Origin of the sequence: Nonomuraea sp. NPDC049480 (assembly GCF_044465905.1) — a bacterium.
GTDB lineage: Bacteria > Actinomycetota > Actinomycetes > Streptosporangiales > Streptosporangiaceae > Nonomuraea.
The window spans coordinates 24,830-51,711 of sequence record NZ_JBITMD010000015.1; the positions used below are offsets into that span (position 1 = coordinate 24,830).

Sequence of the window (26,882 nt, forward strand, 5' to 3'; positions counted from 1 at the left end):
GAGGCGGTCTGTGACGGCAAATCTCTCAGAAACGCTGACGCTGCTCCTCGTCGAGGACGACGACGGCGACGCCTTCCTCGTCGAGGAGCTGCTCCAGCAGGCCGTGGCGCCGCCAAAGATCTTCCGGGCGCGGAGTCTCCAGGAGGCCAAGGCCAAACTGACCTCCAAGATCCAATGCGTGCTCGTCGACCTCTCGCTGCCCGACGCCTCCCGGCTGGAGGCCCTGGAAGAGATGCTGGCACTGGCGCCGCACGCGGCCGTGCTGGTGCTCACCGGGCTCAGGGACGCGCACGTGGGCGTCGCCGCCGTACAGGCCGGGGCGCAGGACTACCTGGTCAAGCAGGACGTCGACGCGCGGCTGCTGGCCAGGGCCATCAGGTACGCGATGGAGCGCAAACGGGCCGACCACGCGCAGCTCAGGCTCGTCGAGGCGGAGCTGATCGCCAACCAGAACGCCAGGATGCAACGGGACCTGCTGCCCAGCGCGCTCCTGAACACCGACGAGATCGAGCACACGACGCGCTACCTGCCGGGCAGCGGCGGCACGCTGGCCGGGGACTTCCTCGACACGGTGCAGACGCCGGACGGCGCGGTGCACGTCGTGGTGGGCGACGTGTGCGGGCACGGCCCTGACGAGGCCGCGCTCGGCGTGGCGCTGCGCATCGCCTGGCGCGCGCTGGTACTGGCCGGGCAGACCGGCGAAACGCTGCTGCGTACGCTGGACACGCTGCTGCGGGCCGAGCGCAAGGCACCGGAGATCTTCACCACCCTGTGCATGGCGACGATCGCGCCGGACCTGCGGTCCGCGACGATGCGGGTGGTCGGGCATCCGCCGCCGGTGCTGGTGCGTGACGGCGCCGTGGAGGTCGTCGAGGGCGGCCCGTCCGGCCCGCCGCTCGGAATCTTCCCCGACGCCGAATGGTCGGTGCTCGACGTGCCGCTGGGCGAGAAATGGTCGATGATGCTCTACACCGACGGCCTGATCGAGGCGGCCGTGGGCGAGCGCAACGAGTTGCTGGGTGTGGAGGGGCTGGTCGGGCTGGTGCGCGAGCACGGCGCCGTCGACCTCGACCGGCTCATCCGGCACGTCGGCACGCTCAGCGACGACCTGGCCGTGGTCCTGGTGAGCAGGAGGAGAGAATGAGCATTCACCCGCTGCCGCCGCCCAAGGAGCCGACCGGGCTCGGCAGGCTGCCGATCGCCCGCTGGTTCATGTTCATCGGCGCGGTGGCGGGCGTGGCGTTCGTGGCCGGGGTCGTGATCACCATGCTGATGCTCGCCCAGGCCCAGGCGCTCAATCCGAAGCCCGAGGTGGCCGCGCAGATCGGGCGGCTCAACGCGGCGCTGATCGTCCTGTTCGCGGTGCTGTTCGCCTGCGGCGTCGGGCTCGGGATCATGGTGCGGTACGCCGTGCTCAAACCCATCGACCAACTCACCCAGCAGGTACGCACGGTCGCCGCCGGCGACTTCGACCACACCCTGCACGTGGACCGCCCGGCGGAGCTGGCGGAGCTGTCCAGCCACCTCGACTCCATGCGCGGCCGCATCGTGTCGGCCTGGCGCGTGGCCGCCGACCAGGCCGAGGAGCTGCGCAGGTCCAACGGGGAGCTGGAGCAGTTCGCGTACGTGGCCAGTCACGACCTGCAGGAGCCGCTGCGCAAGGTCGCCAGCTTCTCCCAGATGCTGGAGCAGCGCTACAGCACGCAGCTCGACGAGCGGGCCAAGCAGTACATCCACTATGCCGTCGACGGCGCGAAGCGCATGCAACTGCTGATCAACGACCTGCTGGACTTCTCCAGGGTCGGCCGCGTCACCGGCGAGCGCACGGTGATCGACGCCGGCGAGGCGCTGAACCAGGCGCTGGAGAACCTGTCGGCCACGATCGAGGACACCGGGACCACGGTCACCAGGGACGACCTGCCCAAGGTGAAGGGCAACCGGCTGCAGCTCACCCAGCTGTTCCAGAACCTGATCGAGAACGCCGTCAAGTTCCGTTCCGAGGAGCCCCCGCGCATCCACATAGGGGCGAAGCGGTCCGGCGACATGTGGGAGTTCAGCTGCTCGGACAACGGCATCGGCGTCGAGCCGAAGTACGCCGACCGCATCTTCCTCATCTTCCAGCGTCTCCACGCCCGCGACGTGTATCCGGGGACTGGCATCGGCCTGGCACTGTGCCGCAAGATCGTCGAGTACCACGGCGGACAGCTGTGGCTCGACAGTAGTGTGGAGGACCAGGGCGCGACGTTCCGCTGGACGCTGCCCGCGGCTGGAGACGACGATGAATGAGTGGCGCCCGATCGAGGTGCTTCTGGTGGAGGACGACCAGGGTGACATCCTGCTCACGAAGGAGGCGTTCGACTTCAACAAAGTACGCAACCGCCTCAACGTGGTGAACGACGGCGAGCAGGCCATGGCGTTCCTGCGCCGCGAGGGCGGCTACGCCGACGCGCCGCGCCCGGACCTCATCCTGCTCGACCTCAACCTGCCGCGGATGAGCGGCATGGAGGTGCTGCGCGAGGTCAAGGCCGACAACGTGCTGAGAACGATCCCCGTGGTGATCCTGACGACATCGGAGGCGGAGGAGGACATCCTCCACAGCTACCGGCTCCACGCCAACGCTTATGTCTCCAAACCGGTGGATTTTGAGCAGTTTATCCGGGTTGTCCGGCAGATCGATGATTTTTTCGTGACTGTGGTTAAGTTGCCGACCCAGGGGCAGCGCCTCTGACGGGCCTACGTGACAGGAATCACAGCCGACCATCGAAAAAGTGAGTGACCCCGCTCACAAATCGAGATGCGGTCGTCGTAACGTATCCCCCACCAACGTGCGCTTGAGCGGGATTCGGCCCGTACGCGCGCCCAGCAAAACGAAACCACGGACCCCCTGCGCGATAAGGGTCCGCGGGAGGTGGAGAGGTCCCTGATGACCCAGACGACGCCCGAAGCACCGGGGAGAAGGCAACGCGCACAGGTCAAGGTGCGCACATTGCGGACGGACCGATGGTGGCTGACCCCGCTGCTGACCTTCCTGGGGCTCAGCGCCTTCCTGATCTACGGCGTGTGGGCGATTTTCGATGCCAGCTACTACGTGGCGGCATCGGAGTACATCGCCCCGTTCTCGTCGCCGTGCCTGGCGACCTCATGCCCCGAGGGGGCAAGATTCCTTGGCCTGGCCCCCTTTGGTGACTGGTACACACTGCCGCCGGGACTGCTGATCCTCGGCCTGCCCGGCGGTTTCCGGCTGACTTGCTACTACTACCGCAAGTCGTATTACCGGTCGTTCTGGCTGGCGCCGGCCGCCTGCGCCGTGCAGGAGCCGCACGGGAAGTACACCGGTGAGACCCGCTTCCCGCTGATCTTCCAGAACATCCACCGCTACTTCTTCTACGCCGCCCTGCTCATCGGCTCCGTCCTCACCTACGACGCGATCCTGGCGCTCGTCCACACGCCGCTCGGGCTGGGCACCTGGATCCTGGTGCTGAACGTCGTGCTCATCTGGGGCTACACGCTGGGCTGCCACTCCTGCCGGCACATCACCGCGGGCCGGCTCAACCACTTCTCCCGTCACCCGCTGCGCTACCGGGCCTGGACGTTCGTCTCCAAGCTCAACGCCAAGCACCAACCCCTCGCGTGGGCCTCGATGTTCTCCGTCATGGGCGCCGACCTGTACGTCCGCCTGGTGGCCAAGGGCATCATCGCCTTCCCGTACGCGTAAGGATCAACAGTGGAAATCGAACGTCACGAATACGACGTCGTCGTCATCGGCGCGGGTGGCGCCGGTCTGCGAGCCGCGATCGAGGCCCGGCAGCAGGGCAAGAAGACGGCGATCGTCTGCAAGTCGCTGTTCGGCAAGGCGCACACGGTCATGGCCGAGGGCGGCGCGGCCGCCGCGATGGGCAACGTCAACTCCGACGACAACTGGATGGTGCACTTCCGTGACACCATGCGGGGCGGCAAGTTCCTCAACAACTGGCGGATGGCCGAGCTGCACGCCAAGGAGGCGCCCGACCGGGTGTGGGAGCTGGAGGCCTGGGGCGCGCTGTTCGACCGCACCAAGGACGGCAAGATCAGCCAGCGGAACTTCGGCGGGCACGAGTACCCACGGCTCGCACACGTGGGCGACCGTACCGGCCTGGAGCTGATCCGCACGCTGCAGCAGCGCGTGGTGGCGCTGCAGCAGGAGGACTACGAGAACCACGGCGACTACGAGGCCTACATCAAGGTCTTCGCCGAGTGCACGGTCACGCGGCTGCTCAAGGACGGCGACCGGATCTCGGGCGCGTTCGGCTACTGGCGCGAGACCGGCAACCTCATCCTCTTCGACGCCCCGGCCGTGGTGCTGGCCACCGGCGGCATCGGCAAGTCGTACGTCGTCACCTCCAACTCCTGGGAGTACACCGGTGACGGCCACGCCCTGGCCCTCCTGGCCGGCGCGAAGCTGATCAACATGGAGTTCATCCAGTTCCACCCCACCGGGATGGTCTGGCCGCCCTCCGTACGCGGCATCCTCGTCACCGAGTCCGTCCGGGGCGACGGCGGCGTGCTGCGCAACTCCGAGGGCAAGCGCTTCATGTTCGACTACATCCCCGAGGTGTTCAAGGACAAGTACGCCACCACCGAGGAGGAGGCCGACCGCTGGTACACCGACCAGGCCAACAACCGGCGCCCGCCGGAGCTGCTGCCGCGTGACGAGGTGGCCCGCGCGATCAACGCCGAGGTCAAGGCCGGGCGCGGATCACCGCAGGGCGGCGTGTTCCTGGACGTGTCGACCCGGCTCCCGGCCGAGGAGATCAAGAGGCGGCTGCCGTCGATGCACCACCAGTTCAAAGAACTGGCCGACGTCGACATCACCGCCGAGCCCATGCAGGTGGGCCCGACCTGCCACTACATCATGGGCGGCGTCGAGGTGGACGCCGACACCGGCGCGGCGGCGGTGCCCGGGCTGTTCGCGGCGGGCGAGGTGTCCGGCGGCATGCACGGCTCCAACCGGCTCGGCGGCAACTCGCTGTCCGACCTGCTGGTGTTCGGGCGCCGGGCGGGCGCGGGCGCGGCGGAGTACGTGGACGGGCTCCCGGAGCGGCCCAAGGTCGCGCCGGAGCTCGTGGACGAGGCCCGCGAGGAGGCGCTGGCGCCGCTGGGCCGCAGCGGCGAGAACCCCTACGAGGTCCACCACGAGCTGCAGCGCACGATGAACGAGCTGGTCGGCATCATCCGCAAGGCCGAGGAGGTCTCCGAGGCGCTGCAGGTCGTGGAGAAGCTCAAGGAGCGCGTACGCCTGGTCGGGGCCGCCGGGTCCCGCATCTACAACCCCGGCTGGCACCTCGCGATCGACCTGCGCAACATGGTGCTGGTGTCGGAGTGCGTGGCCAAGGCGGCGCTGCTGCGCGAGGAGAGCCGCGGCGGGCACACCCGTGACGACTTCCCCGGCATGAACCCGGAGTGGCGCCGCAAGTTGCTCGTCTGCTCCACCGAGGACGGCTCGGCCATCGAGGTCCAGGAGAAGGTCCAGCGGCCCATGCGTGACGACCTGATCACCCTGTTCGACGGGGACGAGCTGAAGAAATACCTCACCGACGAAGAGATGGCCGAGTTCGACGGGATAGCGAAGTCATGAGCTACAAGGCAAAGTTCAAGGTCTGGCGCGGTGAGGGCGGCGAAGGCAGTCTCGAGGACTTCACCGTGGAGGTCAACGAGGGCGAGGTGGTCCTCGACATCATCCACCGGCTGCAGGCCACGCAGGCGCCCGACCTGGCGGTGCGGTGGAACTGCAAGGCGGGCAAGTGCGGCTCGTGCAGCATGGAGATCAACGGCAAGCCGCGGCTCGGCTGCATGACCCGGATGTCCACCTTCGAGGAGGACGAGACCATCACGGTCACGCCGATGCGGACCTTCCCGGTCATCAAGGACCTGGTCACCGACGTCTCGTACAACTACCAGAAGGCCAGGGAAGTCCCATCCTTCACACCGCCGGAGGGCGTGCGGCCCGGCGAATACCGCATGAAGCAGGTCGATGTCGAGCGCTCCCAGGAGTTCCGCAAGTGCATCGAGTGCTTCATGTGCAACAACGTCTGCCACGTGATCCGCGACCACGAGGAGAACAAGACCAACTTCTCCGGTCCGCGTTTCCTCATGCGGATCGCCGAGCTGGACATGCATCCGTATGACGTGGCGGACCGGCAGGAGGCTGCTCAGGAGGAGCACGGGCTCGGCTACTGCAACATCACCAAGTGCTGCACCGAGGTCTGCCCCGAGCACATCAAGATCACCGACAACGCGCTGATCCCGATGAAGGAGCGCGTGGTGGACCGGAAGTACGACCCGCTGGTGTGGCTGGGCAGCAAGATCTTCAAGCGCGCCAAGTAGGTCCACGGCAAAAGGGAGGGGGCTGGAATCATCCAGCCCCCTCCCTTTTTGTTCGCCTACTTGCCGCGGCGGAAGCGCTTGCGCTTGGAGTCCGGCATCTCCTTGGTCGGCTCCTGCGGCTGCTGCGGCGGAAGCGGCTGCACGGCCGTCACGTCGCCGTCGGCGGGCAGCTCCGGCGGCAGGTACGGAGGCGGCTCGTACTCGGAGGGCCGCTGCGCCGGCTCGAACAGGGACCCACCTTGCTGCCACGGCTCGGAGTCGCCCGTCTCCGCCGCCGAGGCAGAGCCGAGCGGATGCTCGTGCCCGTCTTCGTACGGCGTGGCGCCGCCCGGTGGGATGTCCGCCGGCGGAACCAGCGGCTCGAACGGGTCGCGGTACTCCTTGGGCTTCGGCGGCTCGTGGTTGTAGGAGTCGAACTCGTCCGGGTGCAGCACGACGGGAGGCGGCTCGGCCGGCGCCGCGGGCGGGGGCTCCTGCGCGTAGCCCTGCGGCGGGTACGGGTGCCCCGGATCCTGGTAGACATGACCGCTCGGGTAGGTCTGCACCGGGACGAAGCTGATGATCGGCGCGTACGCCGTACCGCCCGGGTAGGCCGGGCCGCCCGGGAAGCCCGCTGCGTACCCGGGACCGGCCGGGTAACCCCCAGGACCGGCCGGGTAACCCCCAGGACCGGCCGGGTAGCCGCCCGGCGGCAGGTCGGGACGCCCGCCGAGCTGCGGCCCCGCCTTGCGCACGGCCGCCGCGTGGGCCATGCGGCGCAGCCGCCCCTCGAAGATCAGCACCGCGAAGAGCGCGAGCAGGACCAGCACCAGCGCCGGGATGCTGAGCTTCTGCGTCAGCGTCTTCTGGTCGAACTCCGGCGCCGCGTTACGCAGCTCCAGCGGCACCTCCTCCTCGGAGGCGGGCTGCGTGTCGGTCGGCGCCACGGTCGGGGCCGTATCGGTCGGCGCCACGGATGGCAGCTCGACGGCCGTCTCGGGGCTGGTGGACACGGTGGCGGACGGCACAGGGACGGTTTGCGAGGGCAGCGGCTGGGGGTTCTGTTCCTGGGCGGGCGGGGTCGGCGCCGGGTTGCTCGGCGGAGGCGTGGTGCTCTTCTTCGGCGTCGGGCTCTTGGTCTTCTTCGTCGGGCTCGCGGTGACGGTCTTGGTGATCGTCGTCTCGGCCGGTTCCGTCGGCGTCGGCGTCGGCAAGGTCGTGGTGACCGTGACCGTGGTCTGCGGGTCGGACTCGCACGAGGGGTCGTCGACGTCGCAGGGCTCGACAGGGGGGTCGAACGCCACGGAGGCGCTCGCGCTCTGCACGATGAACGGCGTCGCGCCGGCGCCGGCCAGTCCCAGCGCCAGGACGATCGCGGACACGGCTGTCGCTCGAGTGCGTGCCACCGTCGCCCTCCGCGTAGTCCCGGAACCATGGTCAAGGGAATACTAGTCCGGTCAAAGTAACAGTAAAGACCGAATTACAGCACCATTCTATGCTTCCGGTGTTTTTGCACCGTGACAATGACCCACAGAGCTCCGAGCAGCGCGGCAATGGCCCCGATCGCGAGCGAATGTCCCAGGGCTCCTTTGAGCGGGCTGACCCATCCGGCGGGCTGGGCCCGCTTGGTGGCGGCGGCCATCTCCCACGGCAACGGCGCCGCTCCCGTCTCCGGCTCCGTACCGGGCAATGCGGCGATCTGAGGGGACGGGACGACGCCGGGCGAAGGGGACACGGTGATCCCGGGCACACCGCCGAGCGCGGTTTGAGGCACGCCTGGAAGGGCGCTGGGGACGGCTGCAGCTGATCCGAGAGGAAGCACCTCCGCGGACGCCGCGGACGCCGCGGGGAAGGCCTGCTGCGGCGTGGCCGGCGGCAGTGTCAGCCCGGGGTCGAGCACCGTCCCGCCCGCCCGGCGCGTCGGCGCGTCGCCCCCGCTCTGCTCGCCCTCCACCGCTGCGACGCCGCCGGACTCCGGCTCCACCGTCGCCGCGCCACGCGTGCCGCGCCCCACGGCGGCGCCTCCGTCCGCCTCGGCGCCGCCGTCCGCCTCGGCGCCGCCGTTCCCCACCGGCCCGGCAGCGGTGGCGGACAGGTCGGCGCCTGCCTCGGCCGCCCCGGCGGTGGGCGACCCGGTGGGGGTGGTGAGCTTGGTGGCCCGGCCGCTGATCGTCGGGACCACGTCCGTGACCCGTGTGGCGACCGTTCTGCGCATGATCGTCAGGTCTTCCTCCGAGCCGGCCCGCGTCCTGGCCACCGCCGCCAGCACCACCTTCCTGACCCCCTCCGGGGCCGTCAGGGTCACGTCCACGGAGCGTTCGCCGGTGATCCCCCCGAGCCTGCACACCCAGGTCCCGGCAGGGAGCGAAGACGAGGCCCCCGCGACGGCCAGCGCACGCGCGGCCAGCGCCCGGGCGGCGGTCCTCGGCCGAACAGCCTCCGCCTCAGGAATGACGACGGAAGGCGGGACCGCGGCGCCGACGGCCGAAGGCCGGGCGTCCGGCGGGACGGACCGCCCCGCCGACGGTACGCAGGCCACCTCCGACAACGCCCCCACAGGACTGGCGGCCACCGCCACCCTGGTCTCCTCGGCCATCCCGTTCAGCCGCACCCGGAACCGCTGCACGTCCCCGGTCCTGATCCACTTCCCGACCTCATCGTCGTCGGACCCGCTCACCCGTTCCAGGACCAGCGACACCCCGGCCGCGGCCACGGGCACGGAGGGCGCCGCCACCGCGATCACCACTCCGGCAAGGATCCAGCCACGACGCATCACTCCCACTCCCCCGCTGCGACAGATCGCCCTCAACTACGCTGAGTAGCCATTCTGTCACAGAGTGGAATCGGTCAATCAGGCGGGATCAAACCCTCCACGGTCTTCATGATCGGCAGATCGGCCCCCAGCCACTTGACGTCGTAGTACTCGCCGGGCCCAAGCCACCGCAGCGCCAGGTGCTCCCTCGGCTCGGGCGTCCCCGAGGCGAGCGTGGCCAGCCAGACGCGCAGCACGTACCCCTCGGACAGCGGCCAGTCACCGCCCACGCGCTCGCCCACCGCGATCTCCACGCCGAGCTCCTCGCGGCACTCCCGGATCAGCGCCGCCACCTCGCTCTCGCCTGGATCCACCTTGCCGCCGGGGAACTCCCAGCCGCCGGCGTGCGCCGCGGGCGCGGCGCGCTGGGCGGCCAGCACCCGGCCGCCCGGGCCGACGATCACCGCGGCCACCACCACGATCGTGCTCATGTGTTGTGATTCCTCATAGGCCTCATAGAGCTGGATTCTGCAGCTTCTTGAGCTGTTCGAGCACATCCGGGTTCTGCAGGGGGCGGGTGAAGCCGACGCGGCTGGCCCGGCCCGAGTAGCTGGTCACCTTGATCGGCCCGCACAACCGGCACCGGGCCTCCAGCATCTTGCCCTTGGACACCACCAGCCCGACGTGTCCGGGACTGTTCGCCGAGGTGCCCGGGCCGGCGTTGAAGAACACCAGGTCACCGGGCTGCTCCTGGCCCTCTAACACCTTCACCCCGAACGGCCACTGCCCGAACGTCGTACGCGGGATCAACAGCCCGGCCTCCTTGTAGGCCGCGTAGATCACGCCCGAGCAGTCGAACGCGTCCGGTCCCGTGCCACCCCACAGGTACGGCTTGCCGCGCTGCTCCAGCGCGTACTTCAGGATCTTGGACACGACGTCGCTCGGCGCGGCCTCGATCAGCGGGTCGTCGCACTCCTCCTCGGCCTGCGGCGGCACCTTGACCTCGCCGGACTTGGCGTACTTCCTGGCGATCCCCTCGACCTGGTCCACGTACCACCAGGCGCGGTTGTACACGAACAGCGCCTGCCGAACGTCCTCGGGCGCCCCGTTGCGCTTGAGCATCTTCGCGGCGCCGAGGATGGCGTCGGCCGGGTTGTACACGTCGCCGACGCCGTCACCGTCACCGTCGGAGGCGTACCCGTTGAACTGCGACGACATCGAAATCCTGGCCTTGCCGCCCCACGTGGAGATCAGGAACTGCATCGGCCCGGCCGCGCCCGCGTGGTTGGTGCCGCTCTTGACGCCCGGCAGCGTCGAGCGGCCGTGGTCGGTCTCGCGCTTGCCCACGGCGGCCAGGATGCTCCACTGGACGCCGATCTTCTCGCCGTTCTTCTTGTACAGCTCCAGGTAGTCGGTGGGGATGTCGGCGGCGGCCGAGTCGGAGGCCTCCTCCACCTGTGCGGTGTCCTCGCAGTCGATGGTGGTGCGGCCCTCGCTGAGGAACGACGGCATCGAGATCAGGAGCATCGGCGACACGATGACCAGGACGAGCAGGAGCCCTCCGGCCAGGCCGATGATCAGGGCGAGGCGCGTGCGGGAGACGTTCACCCCGGGTCTCCTTCCTGGCCCTCCGTCGCCGGCAGGATGTCGAAGATCCGCCAGTCCGTCCCGAGCTGGCTTACCGTGACCGCGTAGTCCTCGGTGAGCAGCTTGTCACCGCTCTTCGCGGCGACCTGCCTGGTTCCGGCGACGACGAAGACGATCGAGTTCTTCTCGATCTGCCTGATCTCCTTCAGCCTGGCCGTGGCCGTGGAGACGATCTCGTCATTGCGGTTCTGCTCGACGGTGCCCGCCGACGTCATCGTGCGGGCCAGGACGTTGCCGAGCTCGGGAGTGGTGTACGCCTTCAGCCGCTCGGCGTAGGCCGCCGGGTCCTCGTCGTACCTGAACGTGCCGTACACGGCGGTGAACCGCTGGGCCAGGTCCGCCGCCGCGGCGAGCTGCTCCTCCTTCATCGGCAGGTAGTTGTAGACGTCGAACGGCGCCTTGCTGGCGGTCGCCAGCGGTGTGCTGGACGCGACGGCCACACTGGTGGGGCGGTTCGCCTCGCCCCCTGCGGGCTCGGCCGGGTCGCCGGAGTCCGGCCACAGGGTGATGTAGATGCCGACCGCGGCGATGACCACGACGATGGCGGCGAAGGCCAGCCCCCGCCTGTCGCCTGGCTGGGCCATGTTCAGTCCTTGTCCGGGTTGTTCGGCTTGAGCCAGAAGGGCACGGACGGCCGGTCCTCGGACCCCCCGCTACGGGGACTCCACAGCGGCGGCGCCTCTGACGCGCGGGACGTGGGCTCGTCCGCGCCGAAGATGCGCGGGCCACCCGACCCGCCACCGCCGCGGGCCGCGCCACCGGTGGGCCTGGCTCCGCCGTTACGCGACCCACCGCCGGAGCCCCCGCCCAGGAGACCGCCGCCGTTACGCGAGCCGCCACCCGACCCGCCGGACAAGCCGCCGCGCGAGCCCCCGGAGCCACTGAACCGCGACCCTCGGGAGGAGCCTGAACGCGAGCCGCCCGACGAGCCGCCGCGTGAGGCCCAGCCGCCGCCCGACCGGCCGCCGAACCAGCCGCCGCCGGAGGAGGCTCCGTTGGAGCCCGTCGAGCCGCCGGTCCCGGCACCCCTGGAACCGTTCGAGCCACCGGTTCCGGCACCCCGGGCGCCGCCCGGGCCGCCCACCCTGGGTCCGCCGGCGCCCCGCGTACGGGCCGCGCCGCCCAGGTTGAGCGGCGGCGCGGTGCCCTTGCGCGGCTCCATCGGCGCCCTGGCGCCCGCCCTGCCGCCCTGCGGGTCGGTGTCGAGCGGGGCCGCCGTGGCCGGGATCCGGGTGCCGGAGGAAGCGCCGTCGCCCTCCTCGGCGCGTACCCGGGCCTGTCCGGTGGTCGCGGCCGCGGTCGCCGCCGCACCGGCCGGGTTGGCCATGCTCGCCGCCCTGATGAGGGGCTCGGCCTTGCGCAGGCCCCAGCGGCCGATCCGGGCCGAGGCGACCGGCGGCAGCGCGCCCGCCGACCGTTCGAGCACGGACGAGCTCGCGGCGTCGCCGAGCATGCGGGTGGCGACCGTGTGGCCGTTCATCGAGGCGAACAGGTGCTGGAACGGGCGCCGGTAGAAGAACACCGCGATCGTCAGCAGGGCCATGAACAGCACCTGCATGCCCCACGGCATGGCCGTGGAGATGATCAGGGCGTAGCCGTACACGAGGACGCTCAGCACGAGCGTCAGCACCGCCTGTCTCAGCAGCGTGCCGATCAGCATCTCCACCCAGCGCATGGCGATGATGCGGCCGCTGCCCGGATGGACGCCGATGAGCAGGAACACCGGCCCCAATATCAGCAACAACAGGAAGCCCACCTTCAGCACCAGCAGCGAGACCGCCACCAGGAAGATGAGCAGTCCGGCCACGACCGCGGCGATCAACGCGCCGACGGCCACGCCGAGCCGGTTGGACCAGTCGCGGCCGGAGAAGACCGTGTAGCGGGGGTCGTTCCTGAGCTTGTCGGCCAGCGAGGCGAACTCCTGCTGACGGGCCTCTCGATCAGGGGTCGGTTGACCGGCCACGGCGGGCGGGATCGACTGCATCTCCAGCACCTTGCGGCCCCAGTCGCGCACGATGGGCTGCTGTGGGTCGGCGGTGCCGAACAGGCCCACCAGCCACGGCTTGCAGACCAGAGTGGACCACAGCGCGTCGGCGTTCTGGTCGACCCCCGGCGTGCCGGTCTGGGCGTAGCCGCCGGCCTTGACCTCCGCGCCGGTGGCGCCGGGCGGCGGCAGGCAGGAAGCCCCGCCCGCGCCGGGCAGGCCCGAGAAGGCCGAGTTGACGACCTCGCCGGTCTTGTCCGTGACGACCTTGCCCAGGCCGGTGAAATCGCCGGGACGGCTGAGGAACCAGGTCGCCACGGTGACGGCCAGCACCATCCAGATCACGCCTTCGGCGGTCGTGGTGGCCCGCTTGCGGATCAGCCCGTACCAGGCCAGCCAGATCGCGCCGAGGATGACGATCGGCTGCAGGAACGGCCAGTACATGGCCCTGGAGAGGCTCTGGACGATGTCGTCGACGACATCCTTGATCGACTGGAGCGGTCCCTCGGTGGCCGCCGCCTGGTACGTGGTGATCGTCAGCCGGTCGATGGCCTTGGCCGCGGTGAAGATGCCGTTGGCCCACATGTTGCCGAGCACGGCGACGTAGTCGGCGCAGCCCAGCTCGTGGGTGTGCCAGAACTGGCCGCTCATGCCGAACTGGGCGTAGTTGGTGGTCGCCGCCCCGGTCGAGGGGTTCGGCGCCTGGATCAGGCCGTCGGTGCCACCGCCGACCATCTCGGGGTTGAGCGGGCCCGACAGGTCACAAGGGGCCGCGGCGGCCGGCGCGGACACGCCCCCGATGACCAGTGGAACCACCAGGATGGCTGTGACCAGCGCAAGAGCCAGCGCGAGTCGTCGGGATAGCCGGATCTTCATGACCGTACCTCCTGCGCCCTGCCCACGCCCCCTTGAAGATCATCATGCCCGTTGCCGTCGGGTTTGTCGTGTGTCGGGTTCGTGTCGAGCCAACGGAGAAGTTCCTCGGAGATCAGGTCTACTCCGATACGGCCTGCCCTGCCATCCAGATCGCGGAATACGCATTCGCCGTTTCCGAGCGAGCGCAGCACGGCCTTGTGCTCTTCCGACGCCTCCACCCCGAGCAGGGACATGACGTGGTCCACCTCCACCCGTTCGGTGGACCGGAACGCGAAGACGGACGACAGGCAGTTGGTCACCTGCTCGTTCAGCAGGTCGCCCGCGTTCTGCGAGACCAGCACCAGCGCGGTGTTGCGGGAGCGGCCCATCCGGCTGACCTCAGGCACCAGCTTGGCGCCCTCGGGCGTGGAGGTGATCGCCCATGCCTCGTCCAGGAAGATCGCCTTGGGCGCGCGCCGGTCCAGCCCGTTCATGAGCCGGCGGGCGAACTGGGACACCAGGTAGAGCAGGGCCACCGACAGCCGCTGCTCGTACGAGTAGTCGTCCCTGGTCGTGGCCACGTCGGGCAGTGTCAGCCCGCCCAGTGTGAACACTGTCGTCCACCCCTCGGTGTCGATCTGGTCGCCGCCCGACGGGTCGAAGCAGAGCCTGGCCAGGTGCATCTCCGACATCGAGCGCAGCACCGCGCCCAGGTTCTTCGACGCCGGGTCGTCGGCCTGCTCCAGGTGCTCCACGACCTTGCCGAGCGACGGGTCGGGCGCGTTGGAGACCGCGGCCACCGCCTGGATCATCGCCGACTCGCGCTCCTCCGACATGCGCGGCAGCAGCAGCCGCAGCGTCTCGGTGGCCATGGTCTTCTTCGCCGCGATGTCGTCGCCGAACGAGAACGGGTCCAGCAGGCCCGGCGCCGCCGAGCCCAGCGGGATGATCCGCGCCTTGCGCCCGCGCTTGTCCAGCAGCCGCACGAGCGACTCGGCGTCGCCCTTCGGGTCGATGACCGCCACCGTCACGCCGCGCAGCGCCATCTGGTAGATCATCAGCAGCGCCAGCGTCGTCTTGCCTCCGCCGGGCTCGCCGGTGATCGCGATCGCCGTCGGCCGGTTGCGGGTGGCCGCCACCAGCGGGTCGAAGTGCACGATGCTGCGGGCGCGGCCGACGGTCTCGCCGATGTACGGGCCCAGCCAGCCCTCGCTGCCCTGGTCCAGCCGGTCGCCGAGGTCCACCGTGGCCGTGGCCATGCCGCCCGCGATCGTCCGCAGCGGCTGGCGCTGGGCGTAGGCGTTGACGCGCACCTTCTCGCCCGGCAGCGCCTCGCAGAACAGCGAGAACTGGTCGCCGGTCGAGTTGACCACGTCGATGCCCATGTCGCGGAAGTGCTCGACGACCGCCTCCACCCGCTGCACGCAGATCTCCTCGGTCGGCGCCGAGACGATCAGGCGGTGCCAGCCGTACACGAAGGGCAGCCGCTCCTTCGTGATGCCGTGCTCCAGCATCCGGGCCGCGTCGATCTGCTCGGCCAGCGCCAGCGGCGCCTCCGCGCCGGCCTCGCGGATGTGCTGGTCCATGTCGCGGGCGTGCGCGAGCCTGCGCGCCACGTCCTTCGACGCCTTGACCGCCGGGATCAGCCGCATCCGCGACGAGATCTCCACCGGGAACGGCAACTGGTCGGCGAAGTGCATCCACGGCTCGCCGTCGGGGAACGGCATGACATCGGGGAACCGGGCGAACGACAGATGGGCCACGTACGAGTCGCCGTGCGGCTGCACGATCCGCAGCAGCGACCTGCCGTTGTGGATCTCGCCCTCGACCAGCGACTCGATCTCGCCCCTTCCCCAGCGCCGCCGCGGACTGGCCGACGGCGGCGGGTCGCCGAGCGCGCCCGCGGCCGCGTGCTGGAACAACCACGCCACCTCGACGGAGGTGGCGTGACGGGCGTAGAGGGCGCTCGACGCGAGCGCCCGGCCGAGCCGTTCGGACTGTTCGTTCCACCGCCCGATCTCGCTGTCGGGCACGTGGTCGTCCGCCATGCCGAGCGTCTTCTCCGTCTTCTGATAGAAGCCGAAGAGCTGGGACAGCACCCCGCTGCCGAGCTGCTTGCCCCGCGGACCCAGCCGCACGCCGAGATAGACCTCCTTCGTCCAGAAGTCCTTCGCCCAGACGTGCCGGTACATCTCCTCCAGGTAGTCGCGCCAGCCAGGCCCCTCGTCGGACGTGGCGTTCAGCGCCATGGCCCACTCCGCGGCAGGGTACGTGCGGTGCGCGACCCTCAGGTGGACCTCGGCGTCGGGCATCCTGATCGCGGCCAGCGCGATCGTGATGTTGGTGGCCAGAGCCTCGCGCTCCTCCGGCGTGACGAACTCGTAGCTGACCGTCGGGAGGCGGAAATACGCCCATGCGGAGGTGTCTGTGAGCAGGATGCGGTCGTCGAAATAGCGGACCGCGAGGCGCTGGTGCGCTCGGGACGCCCTGCTCATGCCGCCCCCTCGGCGCATGAACGGGCCAGACCTGCTCGCTTGTTCACTTATCGCTCACCGATTCTCGTGCCCGGGGGGTCACTCGCCAACTCCTCTTCGCTCGGTCGTACGGTCTGTGCCGCGAAGCCCGCGACCACGACCCCGGCGAGGGCGAGGTAGGCCCGCCGCCCGGCCGCGCGCAACTGCCCCGGGTCGACGACCTCCGCGCCGCCCGGCGCCAGATCGTCCTCCCAGGGGACCCTGACGATGGCCCGGCACCTGCCCCTGGCCACCGACTCCGCCTGCTCGACGTCGGTCATCGAACGCCTGCTCACGCCGTTGACCACCATCACCGCCCGCCTGCGCAGCTCCGCGCAGCCGTGCCCGTCGAGCCACTCGTACGTCATCGCCACCGCCTCCGGCGCCTCCTCGCTCGCCGGGACCACCAGGACGAGCTGGTCCGCGTACGGCAGCAGCCTTGCCGCCAGCGCGGCCGCCGGGTCGATCACGGCCAGCTTGTAGTGGCGGTCGAGCAGCCGCATGGACTCGCCCAGCCGGTGGTCGGAGAAGAACGACCGATCCGCCAGGCGCTGTTCGGCGCCCGCGTCGGTGTCCGCGCTGATCACTTCGAGCCCGGAGGCGGTCCTCGTGGTGTACCCACGCATGGTGAGATACCCGCTGACGCGGTCCAGCCCGGACAGCAGCGAGGTGAGGGTTTCGGGAGTCTCGGGTTGTATCTTGCTGGTCAGGGTGGCGCCACCGGTGTTGGCGTCGATGGCCACGACCCTGTCGTCGCGGTAGTGGGCGAAGGTGTGGCCGAGCATGAGAGCGGTGGTGCTCTGCCCGGCGCCGCCGGTGCAGCCCAGGACGACGACCCTCCGGCCGCCACTGAACACGCCCCTGGCCCTGGCCTCGTCGATCTCGGAACCGTCGGTCCGTACGCCGTTCCCGCCGACGACCACCTGCGCGATCCGCCGCCACCCGCCGGAGTCCCGGCCGATCACGGACTCGACCCGGCGCACCCGCCCTTCACCCGGCTTGGGCACCGGCACGGGCACCACAAGCTCCCCGGTCCTGACCACGGGCCGGTCGGCGGCGGTGTCCTGCCGCCCGGCCGCCGCAGGCCGTTGGTTGACGGCAGCCGGTCTCTGGTCGTCCTCAGACACCGCCGGGGCGGCTTCGGACGCGCGTCCCTCCGCCCTGCCGGACGCATCGGACGTGGGACCATCCGCTTCGCCGGACGCCTCCGGCACAGGGTCCTGCGTCGCCGCAGCCCGATCATCGGCGTCACCTGGCGACGCGGCGAGGTCGCCTGCGACGCCCCGCACCAACGTGAGGCGCTCACCCGCGGCGCCCGCCGCCGACGCGGTGCCACCGTCCGGTACATCGTCGCCATCGCCAGGCCTTTGCGGAGCACCGCCCTCGTGCGTATCGCCTTCCGGTACATCGCCTTCTGACATACCGACCGCAGCAGCCGGCTCGCTCGGCGCCTCGCCCCCCGTCACAGCCCTCTCGCTGGGGGTCTCGCCCGCGGGCCCCGGCTCGGTCCGCGCATCACTCGCCGCAGACTGCTTCTCAGGGACATCGCGTACCGACTCCGGCCTGCTCGACTCCTCGGCCACCGGGGGCAAGGCCGGTGTGTCGGTGTCTGCGGAGACCGGTGTCGTGCCGTGTGTAGCCGGGCCGGCCGTTGGCCGGCGTTCCGGGCGAGGGGTGCCCGGGTGGGACGAGGGCTTGGCATCCGGGTTGAGCGGTGGCCAGACCCGCTTCGCGCCCGACAGCGTCAGCCCCGGTCCCAGCCTGGGCGGCTGGCCCTTTCTGTGCTGGTCTCGCGCGACCTCTTCCTCGTGCCGCTCGCTCTCCAACCGGCCGGGCGCATCCATGCGCTCAGCGGGATCGGCCGGTACGTCAGCGCTGGCCGCGAGCCTCCTCAGCCGCCGCAGGGCCTCCGTGTCGATGGGCTTGCCCGCGGCGGGCTTGCGGCTCTGCGCCGTCTTGATCGGCACGACCGTCCCACGCGCGGCCTCCGCCTCCGCCTCGCCGGGCGAACCGGACCCACCCCTGCGCTCGGCATCGCCGTGGGCCGCACTCCCCGGAGCCGCGCCCGTCTCGCGGACAGCCCGCTCTTCGGCGGCGATTTCATGGCCCTCGGCACCGTGGGCGGCGATCTCCTCGTCGGCACTCTTGCGCGCGCCGGCGTTCGCTCCGGTGTCCCGGCCCACCACGCTCGCACGGCCGGCGGCTTCCCCACCTACGCTCTCACGATCGCCGGCCTCTTGGCCGACGGCCTCACGACCGATCACTTCACGGCCGGCGGCATCCCGGCCGGCGGCATCCCCGAGTGCCGCCTCACGGATCGCCGCTTCCCTGAGCGCCGTCTCCCGAAGAGCAGCCTGCTGGGCCGCGGCCTCTTTGATCGCGCTCTCTCGGGCGGACAGCCGCCGACCGCCGGTCCTCTTGCCACCGCCCCTTCGGCCGGCGTCCGTCAGACCACCGTCTCTCTGGCCGCTCTCCCTCCGACCGGCATCCGCCCGATCGTGCTCCCTCCGACCGCCGTCCGACCGGCCATCGTCCGCCCGACCGCGCTCCCTCCGGCCACCGTCCGACCGGCCGCCGTCTCTCCGTCCGGGGCCCCTGCGGCTCGCCGGCTCGCGCTCGACAGGTACCGGCGTCGAACCCTGGCCGAACGCGTCGTCGTCCCCGTGGACGACGACCAACGGCACGTCCTGCCGGCGCCCAGAACCCCCTGAGGCCCCCTCCTCGCGCCGTGCCGGCCCTGCCGGGGGTCCGGTTGCCGGGGACAGAACCCCTTGGCGTGCCTGAGCTTTGAGGGCGGGCGCGGCGCCGCGGCGGGAACCCCAGCCGGTGCGGGTGGTCGCCGGCTCAGCGACGGTGGCCTGCCCGGCCGCGGCGGCGGCGGCCGCGACGGCGGGGCGTACCTGGCGGGGACCGGTGATCCGCCGGCCCTCGCGCCGGCGCTGCGGATCGCGGGCCTTACCCGGCCGCATGAACTTGGCCCGCGCGGGAGTGGTACGCCAGACGCGCGCGGAGAAGGTGATCGCCTCTGGCTCGGCCGTGGGCGCGAGGCGGTACCACGCCTTCGGCTCGCCCAAGTAGCGCAGGTGGGATTCGAGGAGCTCGGTGAGCCGCTTGCCCTCGATGACGGGACGGGTCGACAGCCAGGTCACGATCCCGGGCGGCACCAGGAACAGCACGTGCCACGGCATCTCCAGCGGCACGCCCACCAGGACCAGCAGGAGGGACCACGGGACGAACACCCCGACGAAGACGCCGATCCAGACGATGGGAAGCGGCATCGGCAGCCGCAGGTCGTACAGCTTGTAGAGCCGCTTCTCAATGCGCCAAATGTTCGTATATGTGGGCAGGTCCACCCGGTCCTCCTCTCCACCCGCTCCTGTATGACCGCCGCCGGACGGTCTCAACCCTTTACTTGATGCCCAGTGCGCCGGCGATTGCCTTCGCCGTCACCTCGATGATGTTGGGAACGTAGAAGATCACTCCGATGGCCACGGCCAGGATCAGGAATTGCACGAATCTCGTGATCTCGCGGGTGAAGAGGAAGAAGAGCGCGACCACGGAGACGACAACGAGGAACAGCGGGGCGAAGAACGCGCGCAGGAAGTCGGCCAGCCCGCCGGTGTCGATGCCGGTCGACGTCGGCGTCGGCGTCATTTCGATCAAGATGAGCATCATGGTCTTCAAGGTCACTTCTTGTCCTCCCGGGGGGTACCGATCAGCAGTGCGGCCGCGCCTCTAGTCAACGACCCGGCCGGCGCCGCGGATGTCGGCGACGAACCACTTGTCGCCCTGCTTCTCGACGGTGAGCCGGTAGGCCTGCTCCAAGCGTGCGCCGGCCGCGGCGGGGTCGGTGGCGTTCGGTGAGGGCGAGGCCTCGCCGTTCGACACGACCCACACGACGACCGCCTGGATCTCTCGAGTGGCACCCCCCACAGGCACCACGACTTTCTGCAGCTCCGCGAAAGTGAAGACGCCACCGAAGCTGGGCAGGGTCTTGCCCGCGGCGACATAGCGCTGCAGCCCGGCGGGATCACCGGACGCGTATTCCTTGAAGAAGCCCTCCAACTGCGGCTTAAGCTCGGCGGCGGCCGCGTCGTCGGTCTCCGGCGGAGCCACCTGGGGCAGCTCGGCCGGAGCGGGGGCGGGCAGGATCGCCGGGCGGCCGGACACGACGAACCTCTTTCCGGCGTCGTCGCCGGAGTAGTAGATCGGGACCGACAGCATCATCCTGCGCGGGCCTGACTGGAAGGCCACGCTGACCACGGCGTTGTGGGCGTCGGCCGACTCGATGTCGTACGGCTGGATCGCGACGGCGCCCAGCCTGCCGTTGCCGTCCCAGCCGAATTGCGGATTCGACGCGTCGGGCAGGAAAGCCTGCAACTTGCGCTGCCTGCTGGCCGCATCCTCGGGGCTGAAATTCAGATAGACCCCCGCGAACTGGGCAGCGAAAGCCATACCCCGCTCCACGGGGAATCCGTTGTGTGCCGCCACGGCGCCATTGGGCGTTGCGGCCTCTTGCTGGGTAAACCGCTCAAATGGGGCACGAATCCCATTCACCACGATAACCACGATAAGCGCCCAGAGAATGATGCGGCCCGTCCACACCAGCCACCGGCCGCCGCCACCGGACCAGCCGCCACGGCGCGGCCTGCGGGGTGGAGGCGCGTCGAAGTCAGCCGGGTCCAGGGTTGCGGAAAGCCCGGGGCCGTCAGCGATCCGAGGATCGTGGACGGTAGACCTACGAGCCATCACGCCTCCGCTCGCGCCGATCCCCCCGGCTGGCGCGGTGTCGTCCGTTGCCGATCCCCATCATCCGCGGTGAAGTAGTCACCCTATCCGGTCTCCGCCATTGTTCCAGGAAAGCCACGCCCATGCTGCAGGCACGACCGCCCTCACGGCAAACCGGGGCAGGATGACAGGCTCCAGTGCCGATTCCTGTCACTTCCCAGTGGAAACAGCTTTTGACCAGGCCAAACGCCTAAAAGCGCATAGCGCGGCGGCCACGGATTCCTGACCAAAATAGGCATGGACTCTCACGCCCCGCGCAGGGAGCGCGCCGGCCGGAAACCTCCTCGTCAGACTGCCGCCCCGCTGTCGCGACCGGTCGTGACCGCAGCGGCGATCCATGCAGATTTCTCATCGGTGAGGGCGAGCGGAGAGCCCCGTCACGCGGGTTCGGGGTCCTGCGTGGACCGCCCCTGACGCCTGCTCTGCAGGTCCACGACCGTGGTCCGGCTCTGGAGGTCCACGACCGTGGGGCGCACCGCCCGTTCGAGCGAACCGCGTAGGTCGGCCAGCATCTCCGCGGCGTCACGCTCACGCATCCGGCTGGCCATCTCGTTGTGCTCGTCGACCTTCCTGCGCAGATAGGCCTCCCGATTGACACGCAGGCCGTACATGAGCTCGACCCTGATGAGGGCGAGCTCCTCCTCCAGGCTGATGCCCGCCAGCGTGGGCGCGGAGCGTCGTTTCCGGATGATGCGACGGATCATGAGGGCCTCCCGAGTCAGCGTGAACGCCGTGACGATTCGACGCGCGGGGGCCCAAAGTGGTTGACGCATCAGTTGTCCAGGGATCAGAAATCAGAGTCGGCCTGGACATCAGACGCCGTTCGCGAGCGTCGCCGCCATCCATCGTCGGCGACCCAGCGTAGCGAAGACTCACCCAGAGTAATCGGATTGGCGGCGCGCGGCGGATGTCGGCCGGCGCGTCTAGGGTGGTGCACGTGCCAGCAGACGAGAAGACGCCCTCATACGAGCAGGCCCGCGAGGAGTTGACCGAGGTCGTGCGCCGCCTGGAGACGGGCGGGCTCACCCTGGAGCAGTCGATCGAGCTCTGGGAGCGCGGCGAGAAGCTGGCGGCGGTCTGCGAGGAGTGGCTCCAGGGGGCCAGGGTCAAGCTCGCCGCCGCCATGGCCCGCCGCGCCGAGCCCGGGTCGAGCCACGCCGACGACGCGCCCTTCTGAGCCCGCGCGTCAGGCGTCCTGCCGCAGCAGCGCCACCACGGGGATGCGGCGGCTCGTCTTGGCCTCGTACTCCGCGAAGCCCGGCGCCTGTGCCACCATCCTGGCGTAGAGGTCGTCACGCTCCGCGCCCTCGATGAACACGGCCTTGGTCGTGAACTTCTCCGTCCCGACCTCCGCGGTCGCCTCGGGCGTGGCCCGGAGGTTGTGGTACCAGGCCGGGTGGTGGTCGGCGCCCGCGTTGGACGCGATGACGACGTAGCGCTCGCCGTCCGCCAGGTACATCACCGGGGTGGTGACCTGCCTGCCGCTCTTGGCCCCGGTCGTCGTGAGCAGCACCAGCGGTGAGCCCTCGAACATGCCGCCGACCCGCCCCTCGTTGGCGCGGAACTCCTCGATGATCTGCTGGTTGAAGTCGTTGGGCATCCTCAGCTCCCTCGAATCGGAGATTTCTCCGGTTCGGAGACTAACCGGAGAAATCTCCGCTTACAACCGGTATGCTCCAACCGTGCGCGGACGTACATCGCTGCCCGTCATCGGGCAACCGCAGCCGGAGCGAGCCGACGCCGCACGGAACCGGCAGCGGATCATCGAGGTCGCCGCCAGGATGATCGCCGAGCGCGGCGCCGACGAGCTGTCGCTCGACGAGGTGGCCCGCGAGGCGGGCGTCGGCGTGGGCACCGTCTACCGGCGCTTCGGCGACCGGGCCGGGCTGGTCTACGCGCTGCTCGACGAGCAGGAGCGGCGCTTCCAGTGGGCTTTCTTCGCCGGGCCGCCGCCGCTCGGGCCCGGCGCGCCGGGCTGCGACCGGATCGCCGCCTTCCTGCACACGCTGGTCGATCGCGTGGCGGCGCAGCAGGGGCTGTTCCTGCTGCTGGAGAAGGGCAAGACAGGCTCGTTCAGCGGGCCGTACCGGGTGCACCACATCCACCTGGCCACACTGATCGGCGAGGCGTGCCCTCGCGCCAACGCCCCCTACCTGGCCGACGCTCTGCTCGCGCCGATCAACGCCCGCCTGATCGCGTTCCAGCGCGAGGAGCGCGGCATGACGCTCGACGAGATCAAGGCCGGGCTGACGGCGCTCGCCACGGCCGTCACCCGCGCCTAGGAGTCAGGTCATCAGGCAGAGCAGGTTGCCCTCCGTGTCCCTGAACGCGGCCATGCGGATCTCTTTGCCCGGCGTCCCGAACGTGCCGTCGTCAGTGAAGATCAGATGCGGCTCCTCGACGATCGCGACGTCGTGGGCGCGCAACCGCGCGACATCCGCCTCGATGTCGTCGGAAACCAGGTAGAGCACCGCGGAGGGAGCACCCTTCTCGATCAGCAGCCGTACGCCGTCGAGGTCGAAGAACGCCAGCCCGGGCGGGCGATAGGTGGCGATGTGCCGCAGGCCGAGCACGTCGCGGTAGAAAGCAGTGGCCCTGTCGAGGTCGTCGGCGTGCTGGGCGACCTGCGCGAGTCCTCTCATGTGCCGAACGTAGACCTCGGACCCGCTACGCGCCCTCGTTTTCCACCCGAACGGTCAGCCGGTCGTCGGAGAAGCGGATGGTCAGCGGTGAGCCGGGGACGACGTCCTTGGCCAGGCGGACGACCTCGCCCGACGGGAACTGCACGATGGCGTAGCCGCGCTCCAGCGTGGCCGCCGGGGACAGCGCGACCAGGCGGGCCCGCAGGTGGACCAGGTCGTCGACGGCCCGGTCGAGCGAGCCGGACAGCGAGCGCCTGGCGCGGTCGCGCAGCGCCTCCGCCTGCTCGGCCCGGCGTTCGAGCTCGCGTACGGGGTCGGCCAGCGAGGGCCGCGAGCGCACCGACGTCAGCCAGGACATCTCCCGGTCGAGCCAGCCGCTCACCACCCTGCGCCCCCTGTCGCGCAGCTGCCGGATCAGCGTCAGCTGCTCGCCGACGTCGGGCACGACCTTCTTCGCGGCGTCGGTGGGGGTGGACGCGCGTACGTCCGCCACCAGGTCGAGCAGCGGGCTGTCCTGCTCGTGGCCGATCGCGCTCACGACCGGTGTGCGGCAGGCGGCCACCGCGCGGACGAGCGTCTCGTCGGAGAACGGCAGCAGGTCCTCCAGAGAGCCGCCGCCGCGGGCGATGACGATCACCTCGACGTCGGCGTCCGCGTCCAGCTTGCGCAGCGCCTCGGTCACCTCGCCCACCGCGTAGGGCCCCTGGACGGCCACCTCCTCGACCTTGAACCGCACGGCCGGCCAGCGCCGTCGGGAGTTTTCCAGCACGTCGCGCTCGGCCGCGGAGTCGCGGCCGCAGACGAGCCCGATCGTGCCCGGCAGGAACGGCAGCCGCCGCTTCCTGTCGGCGTTGAACAGGCCCTCGGCGGCCAGGAGCTGCCTGAGCCGCTCCAGCCTGGCCAGCAGCTCGCCCACGCCGACCGGGCGGATCTCCAGGGCCGTGAAGGCGAACGAGCCCTTGTTGACCCAGAAGTCCGGCTTCACCTGCATCACGACCCTGGCGCCGTCGGTCGGCCGCGGCACGGCCGCCTCGTAGACGCCGCGCGGAGCGGTGACCCTGGCGGACACGTTGGCGACCGGGTCGCGCAGGGTCAGGAACACCGTGCCGCCACGCGCGCTCAGATCGGTGATCTGGCCCTCGACCCAGACCGTGCCGAGTCTGCCGATCCAGCCGCCGACCATCTGCAGAACCGTGCGGATCGGCAGGGGGGACTCGGGTGAGGTCTTCGTCGCGGTCATGGCCGAAGACTACGGGCTCCGTGCGACTATTCCCCGGCCTCGATCTTGGCGAGGCGGTTCTCGAACATCCGCACGACCTCGGGGCGTGCCTTGGTCGCCCGCTCGTAGGCCAGAAAGTCGCCGATCTGCTCGGCGGTCTTGCCGCGCATCCTGGCGCGCAGGGAGGCGACGGTCATCTCGGAGTAGCCGGGCAGCGGCTCGACCAGATCGGTGGCCTTGGCGGCAGCCGGCTCCGGCGCCGCGGCGGGCTCTTCCACGGGCGCGGCGGCCTTGCGGCGAGGGGCGCGCTTGGCCTTCGGCTTCGGCGCAGGAGTGGCCTCCGGCTCGGCGACCGCAGGCTCCGGCTCGACGTCGGTCTTCGCGGCCGCCGTGGGCTTCGCGACCGGCTTGGCGTCGGTCTTCGCGGCCGCCGTGGGCTTGGCGACCGGCTCTGCGGCTTCCTCGGCGGGGGCGGCGGCCGCCTCCGCGGGAGCGGGCTCGTCCTCGACCTCGGGCTCCGCGACGACGGCCTTCGACTCGGCTTCGGTGACGGCGGCCTCGGGCTCGGCCTCGGTCTTCGTGGCGGCGGCCTTGGGCTCGGCAGGGGCGGCCTCGGGCTCGACGGCGGGCTTGGGGGCCGCCTCCGTCGTGGCGGTCGCCTCGGCAGCGGTGGTGGCCGTGTCGGTGGTGGCCGTGTCGGTCGTGCTCGCCGGCGCGAAGATGACCGGGTCCGACTTGGTCTTGGCGACGCCGTTGGGCTCGGACGCACCCGGCCGCGGCGCGAAGATGACCGGCTCCTTGCGGGCGGGCTTGGCCTCCTCAGCCGCCGGAGCCGCGGTCACCTGGTCGGCGGTGGGGGGACGGGAGTCGTACGTCTCCTCCTCGCGCTCCTGCTTCTTGCCCAGGCCCTTGATCGAGTTCTTCATGCGGTCCACGACGAGCAGCGCCTGCCCGGCGGCGCTCAGCGTGGTCTGGACGACGAGGAGCGGAAGATCCTTGGCCTTCTCCTTCAACTCATCCTTGTTGGTAACTGTTTTAGCGATGTTGCGTATCACGTCGCTGAAGGACATGACGTCTCCCTGGGAGGTCAGTATGGGACGGCCAGTCTGGCAAACCGCGGGCGGCCACGCACGGGCGGGCCTGATGGCCGCTCCACGTAGCATAGAAAGTATGGAGCCCCAGACCCCCACTTCCCGCCGAGTCCTCGTAGCCAAGCCACGGGGCTACTGTGCCGGAGTCGATCGAGCCGTGGTTGCGGTCGAGAAGGCTCTGGAGCAGTACGGCGCGCCGATCTACGTACGCAAGCAGATCGTCCACAACACCCACGTCGTCAAGACGCTCGAGGCCAGGGGCGCCATCTTCGTCGAGGAGACCGAGGAGGTGCCCGAGGGAGCGATCGTGGTGTTCTCCGCCCACGGCGTATCCCCCGCGGTCCACACCGAGGCGAGGCAGCGCGGGTTGCGCACCATTGACGCTACCTGTCCGCTGGTCACCAAGGTGCACAACGAGGCGAAGAGGTTCGCCGGGCAGGACTACGAGATCCTGCTGATCGGGCATGAGGGCCACGAGGAGGTCGAGGGCACCTCCGGCGAAGCCCCGGAGCACATCCAGCTCGTCGACGGGCTCGACTCGGTCGACAAGGTGCAGGTGAAGGACCCTAGCAGGCTGATCTGGCTGTCGCAGACCACGCTGTCGGTCGACGAGACCACCGAGACCGTGACCAAGCTCAAGGAGCGCTTCCCCAACCTGATCGACCCGCCGAGCGACGACATCTGCTACGCCACACAGAACCGCCAGATCGCGGTCAAGGAGATCGCCGCCGAGTCGCAGCTGGTGATCGTGGTCGGCTCGGAAAACTCCTCCAACTCCAAGCGCCTGGTCGAGGTGGCCAAGGACTACGGCGCCGACGCCTCCTACCTGGTCGACAACGCCGGCTTCATCAGGGACGAGTGGCTGGAGGGCGTCACCACGGTCGGCGTGACCAGCGGCGCCTCCGTCCCCGAGGAACTCGTCGAGGAGGTGCTGGCGCACCTGGCGAAGCACGGGTTCGGCGACGTGACCGAGGTCGAGCCGGTGCAGGAGAGCGTGCGCTTCTCGCTGCCCCACGAGCTGCGCAAGAACCTGAGGGTCGTCTCCTAGT

General features: G+C 70.2%; 24 protein-coding genes. 9 read left to right on the forward strand and 15 right to left on the reverse strand.

Annotation, left to right across the window (positions count from 1 at the left end; translation table 11 throughout):
• The first annotated feature begins 10 nt into the window (after positions 1-10).
• The 6 genes from ACIBX3_RS35530 (at position 11) to ACIBX3_RS35555 (ending at position 6,363) form a co-directional block, all read left to right on the forward strand.
• A complete protein-coding gene (locus ACIBX3_RS35530; RefSeq protein WP_397124854.1) occupies positions 11-1,144 on the forward strand; it encodes a PP2C family protein-serine/threonine phosphatase in 1,134 nt (377 codons plus the stop codon).
• Entirely contained in the window at positions 1,141-2,286 is a 1,146-nt protein-coding gene (locus ACIBX3_RS35535; protein ID WP_397124856.1) for an ATP-binding protein, read from the forward strand. The genes ACIBX3_RS35530 and ACIBX3_RS35535 overlap by 4 nt, the downstream gene beginning before the upstream one ends.
• The gene (locus ACIBX3_RS35540; protein ID WP_397124858.1) at positions 2,279-2,728 is read left to right on the forward strand and encodes a response regulator; all 450 of its coding nucleotides are present in this window, start codon (positions 2,279-2,281) and stop codon (positions 2,726-2,728) included. Before ACIBX3_RS35535 ends, ACIBX3_RS35540 begins: the two co-directional genes overlap by 8 nt.
• A 195-nt stretch (positions 2,729-2,923) precedes the next feature.
• Entirely contained in the window at positions 2,924-3,715 is a 792-nt protein-coding gene (locus ACIBX3_RS35545) for a hypothetical protein (RefSeq protein ID WP_397124860.1), read from the forward strand.
• 9 nt (positions 3,716-3,724) lie between these two features.
• Positions 3,725-5,614 carry a fumarate reductase/succinate dehydrogenase flavoprotein subunit gene (locus tag ACIBX3_RS35550; protein ID WP_397124862.1) on the forward strand — a complete coding sequence of 630 codons (1,890 nt, stop codon included), beginning with the start codon at positions 3,725-3,727 and terminating at the stop codon, positions 5,612-5,614.
• Complete coding sequence (locus ACIBX3_RS35555; protein WP_397124864.1) at positions 5,611-6,363, forward strand: succinate dehydrogenase/fumarate reductase iron-sulfur subunit; 753 nt, start codon at positions 5,611-5,613, stop codon at positions 6,361-6,363. The genes ACIBX3_RS35550 and ACIBX3_RS35555 overlap by 4 nt, the downstream gene beginning before the upstream one ends.
• Before the next feature lie 56 nt (positions 6,364-6,419).
• Here the strand turns inward: ACIBX3_RS35555 and ACIBX3_RS35560 are convergent, their stop codons facing one another.
• The 11 genes from ACIBX3_RS35560 to ACIBX3_RS35610 all read right to left on the reverse strand — a co-directional run bounded on the left by ACIBX3_RS35560 (position 6,420) and on the right by ACIBX3_RS35610 (position 21,585).
• Positions 6,420-7,748, reverse strand: coding sequence for a hypothetical protein (locus ACIBX3_RS35560; protein WP_397124866.1), 1,329 nt, complete (start codon positions 7,746-7,748; stop codon positions 6,420-6,422).
• Between the two features lie 74 nt (positions 7,749-7,822).
• Positions 7,823-9,115 (reverse strand): hypothetical protein, encoded by a 1,293-nt coding sequence (locus ACIBX3_RS35565; RefSeq protein WP_397124868.1) that lies wholly within the window; start codon positions 9,113-9,115, stop codon positions 7,823-7,825.
• A 74-nt stretch (positions 9,116-9,189) separates the two neighbouring features.
• The gene (locus ACIBX3_RS35570) at positions 9,190-9,585 is read right to left on the reverse strand and encodes a (deoxy)nucleoside triphosphate pyrophosphohydrolase (protein ID WP_397124870.1); all 396 of its coding nucleotides are present in this window, start codon (positions 9,583-9,585) and stop codon (positions 9,190-9,192) included.
• 22 nt (positions 9,586-9,607) lie between these two features.
• On the reverse strand, positions 9,608-10,702 hold the full coding sequence (locus ACIBX3_RS35575; protein WP_397124872.1) for an NlpC/P60 family protein: 1,095 nt from the start codon (positions 10,700-10,702) through the stop codon (positions 9,608-9,610).
• Entirely contained in the window at positions 10,699-11,325 is a 627-nt protein-coding gene (locus tag ACIBX3_RS35580) for a hypothetical protein (protein WP_397124874.1), read from the reverse strand. Before ACIBX3_RS35580 ends, ACIBX3_RS35575 begins: the two co-directional genes overlap by 4 nt.
• Before the next feature lie 2 nt (positions 11,326-11,327).
• The gene (locus ACIBX3_RS35585; RefSeq protein WP_397124876.1) at positions 11,328-13,601 is read right to left on the reverse strand and encodes a type IV secretion system protein; all 2,274 of its coding nucleotides are present in this window, start codon (positions 13,599-13,601) and stop codon (positions 11,328-11,330) included.
• Entirely contained in the window at positions 13,598-16,075 is a 2,478-nt protein-coding gene (locus ACIBX3_RS35590; RefSeq protein ID WP_397124878.1) for an ATP-binding protein, read from the reverse strand. Before ACIBX3_RS35590 ends, ACIBX3_RS35585 begins: the two co-directional genes overlap by 4 nt.
• Before the next feature lie 47 nt (positions 16,076-16,122).
• Positions 16,123-19,446: a TcpE family conjugal transfer membrane protein gene (locus ACIBX3_RS35595; RefSeq protein ID WP_397124880.1), complete on the reverse strand. Its 3,324-nt coding sequence runs from the start codon at positions 19,444-19,446 to the stop codon at positions 16,123-16,125.
• Positions 19,447-19,501: 55 nt separating this feature from the next.
• Complete coding sequence (locus tag ACIBX3_RS35600) at positions 19,502-19,765, reverse strand: hypothetical protein (RefSeq protein WP_397125141.1); 264 nt, start codon at positions 19,763-19,765, stop codon at positions 19,502-19,504.
• Positions 19,766-19,828: 63 nt separating this feature from the next.
• On the reverse strand, positions 19,829-20,548 hold the full coding sequence (locus ACIBX3_RS35605) for a conjugal transfer protein (protein WP_397124882.1): 720 nt from the start codon (positions 20,546-20,548) through the stop codon (positions 19,829-19,831).
• Between the two features lie 710 nt (positions 20,549-21,258).
• A complete protein-coding gene (locus ACIBX3_RS35610; RefSeq protein ID WP_397124884.1) occupies positions 21,259-21,585 on the reverse strand; it encodes a hypothetical protein in 327 nt (108 codons plus the stop codon).
• Positions 21,586-21,788: 203 nt separating this feature from the next.
• On the opposite strand from ACIBX3_RS35610, the gene ACIBX3_RS35615 reads away from it, so the two are divergent.
• Positions 21,789-22,058 carry an exodeoxyribonuclease VII small subunit gene (locus tag ACIBX3_RS35615; protein WP_397124886.1) on the forward strand — a complete coding sequence of 90 codons (270 nt, stop codon included), beginning with the start codon at positions 21,789-21,791 and terminating at the stop codon, positions 22,056-22,058.
• A 9-nt stretch (positions 22,059-22,067) separates the two neighbouring features.
• On the opposite strand, the gene ACIBX3_RS35620 is transcribed toward ACIBX3_RS35615, so the two are convergent.
• Positions 22,068-22,481: a nitroreductase family deazaflavin-dependent oxidoreductase gene (locus ACIBX3_RS35620; protein WP_397124888.1), complete on the reverse strand. Its 414-nt coding sequence runs from the start codon at positions 22,479-22,481 to the stop codon at positions 22,068-22,070.
• Between the two features lie 82 nt (positions 22,482-22,563).
• Here ACIBX3_RS35620 and ACIBX3_RS35625 point away from each other — a divergent pair, with 82 nt between their 5' ends.
• Complete coding sequence (locus ACIBX3_RS35625) at positions 22,564-23,163, forward strand: TetR/AcrR family transcriptional regulator (protein WP_397124890.1); 600 nt, start codon at positions 22,564-22,566, stop codon at positions 23,161-23,163.
• Between the two features lie 3 nt (positions 23,164-23,166).
• On the opposite strand, the gene ACIBX3_RS35630 is transcribed toward ACIBX3_RS35625, so the two are convergent.
• From ACIBX3_RS35630 to ACIBX3_RS35640, 3 genes are read right to left on the reverse strand one after another with little or no spacing between them, the layout of a single operon-like run.
• Complete coding sequence (locus ACIBX3_RS35630) at positions 23,167-23,523, reverse strand: VOC family protein (RefSeq protein WP_397124891.1); 357 nt, start codon at positions 23,521-23,523, stop codon at positions 23,167-23,169.
• A 25-nt stretch (positions 23,524-23,548) separates the two neighbouring features.
• Positions 23,549-24,763, reverse strand: a complete 1,215-nt coding sequence (xseA, locus tag ACIBX3_RS35635) for an exodeoxyribonuclease VII large subunit (protein ID WP_397124893.1) — start codon at positions 24,761-24,763, stop codon at positions 23,549-23,551.
• 26 nt (positions 24,764-24,789) lie between these two features.
• Positions 24,790-25,812 (reverse strand): hypothetical protein, encoded by a 1,023-nt coding sequence (locus ACIBX3_RS35640; protein WP_397124894.1) that lies wholly within the window; start codon positions 25,810-25,812, stop codon positions 24,790-24,792.
• 100 nt (positions 25,813-25,912) lie between these two features.
• Between ACIBX3_RS35640 and ACIBX3_RS35645 the strand changes: the two genes are divergently transcribed.
• Complete coding sequence (locus tag ACIBX3_RS35645; RefSeq protein ID WP_397124896.1) at positions 25,913-26,881, forward strand: 4-hydroxy-3-methylbut-2-enyl diphosphate reductase; 969 nt, start codon at positions 25,913-25,915, stop codon at positions 26,879-26,881.
• Position 26,882 lies beyond the last annotated feature (1 nt).